General features: G+C 63.6%; 3 protein-coding genes. 1 reads left to right on the top strand and 2 read right to left on the bottom strand.

What is annotated here, in order from left to right:
* Together EN742_RS34710 and EN742_RS34705 are read right to left on the bottom strand one after the other, a co-directional pair.
* On the bottom strand, positions 1 to 550 hold a 550-nt coding region (locus EN742_RS34710), incomplete at its 3' end, for an amidohydrolase family protein (protein WP_148670512.1).
* Between the two features lie 31 nt (positions 551 to 581).
* Complete coding sequence (locus EN742_RS34705) at positions 582 to 947, bottom strand: RidA family protein (RefSeq protein ID WP_126058334.1); 366 nt, start codon at positions 945 to 947, stop codon at positions 582 to 584.
* Between the two features lie 188 nt (positions 948 to 1,135).
* Here EN742_RS34705 and EN742_RS34700 point away from each other — a divergent pair.
* Positions 1,136 to 1,515 (top strand): hypothetical protein (locus tag EN742_RS34700; protein ID WP_128333859.1); only part of this gene is annotated, 380 nt, incomplete at its 3' end.

Below are 1,515 nucleotides of genomic sequence, written 5' to 3'. Positions count from 1 at the left end.
GCGCCAGGTCGACCGGGGCGATGCCGCTGGTGCCGCCGGCGTGACGGCCGGAGCGGACCTTGACGCCGACGACGACATCGGCGTGCTCGCGAACGGCAGCCACCGTTTCGCGCGGCTCGCAGAGCCTCAGATCGCTGCATTCGCCGACAGAGACCGTTTGCGAGAAACCGAAAATGCCGGCGAAGGAGATGTTGACGTAGGCGAGGATGCGGACCTTCGAACGCTCGATGACGTGGCGGCGAAAGCCGAGGAAATTGCCCGCGCCGGCGCTGCCGGCGTCGATGAAGGTAGTGGTGCCGCTCTTCGCCGCGAGCCGGTCGGCGTCGACACCGAGCGAGGTGCCGCCCCAGTAGACGTGGCTGTGCAGGTCGATGAGGCCGGGCGTGACGAGGCAATCCCTCGCGTCGATCACTTGTTTCGCGTGTTCGGCGTCGATCGCCGCTTCGATCGCGGCGACATGGCCGTTGGCGAAGGCGAGGTCACGTGGCGCATCGAGCCCGGAAGCCGGATCGATAAGGCGGCCGCCCTTTATCAGGAGATCGAATTGCATCGGGCAGCCTCCGGTTGTTCTGGTCTCTCTGTCAGAGCGGCCGATAGGCGACGGCCTCGACCTCGATCTTGATGTCGATCATCAGCCGCGACTCGACCGTCGTGCGGGCCGGCGGATGCTTCGGGAAATGCCTGGCATAGACGGTGTTGAAGGTGCCGAAGTCGCGCGCGTCCTCCAGCCAGACCGTCGTCTTGACCACATCGTCCATGGTGCAGCCGGCAAGCGCCAGGGCCGCATTGATGTTCTGAAGCACCTGCTCGGTCTGCTCGACGATGCCACCCTGGACGACCATACCGTCGCTTCCGACCGGCACCTGGCCAGAGACATAGACGAAGTCGCCCGCACGGACCGCGGGGGATAGCGGCACATGCGATGTTCCGAAACACTGCTTGGGCAAGAAATAGCCTCCTGTTCAGACATGGCAGGACTGTTCGGAGTCTGCCGTTGCCGACCCTCTATCCCTATTGGCGCGATCCTCCTAGTGCCGCTGGCTGGAGAGCAATATTTTTCGAGATGGATGTTGCTTTGCTAGAAGTGGATCAGCATGTTGCGCCGCCATGCCGGTCGCGATCCGGGAGAAAGAAAATGACCTTCGACAAGAACCCGTTTCCGGCCGGCGACGCCGATCGTCATGCGCTGTGGGACATGCTGGTGCGGCGCGACATCGACGCCTTTCTCTCGCAGGACTGGTCGATGGTCGAGGACGATTTCGTCGCCGAAAGCTTCTTCGGCATGCATGCGCATTTCCTCAACGACGCGGATGCCTGGCGGCTGCAGTTTCCGACGCTCGCCGCCTATCGCGACGAATGGCTGCGCCAGGCCAAGGAAACCGCAGCGACGAAATTCGCCGAGCCGCTGCGCGAGGCGCTTTTTCGGGTCACCAACATGCGCGACATCGATGTCGACGGCGACCGGGCGGTGCTGCACAAGAAGTTCAACGGTTCCATCGCGAAGGCGGACGGCAG

It is taken from the genome of Mesorhizobium sp. M4A.F.Ca.ET.020.02.1.1, assembly GCF_004022645.1.
GTDB lineage: Bacteria > Pseudomonadota > Alphaproteobacteria > Rhizobiales > Rhizobiaceae > Mesorhizobium.
Note: the sequence above shows the minus strand (reverse complement) of the source record. Positions and strands in the feature narration are given on the sequence as shown.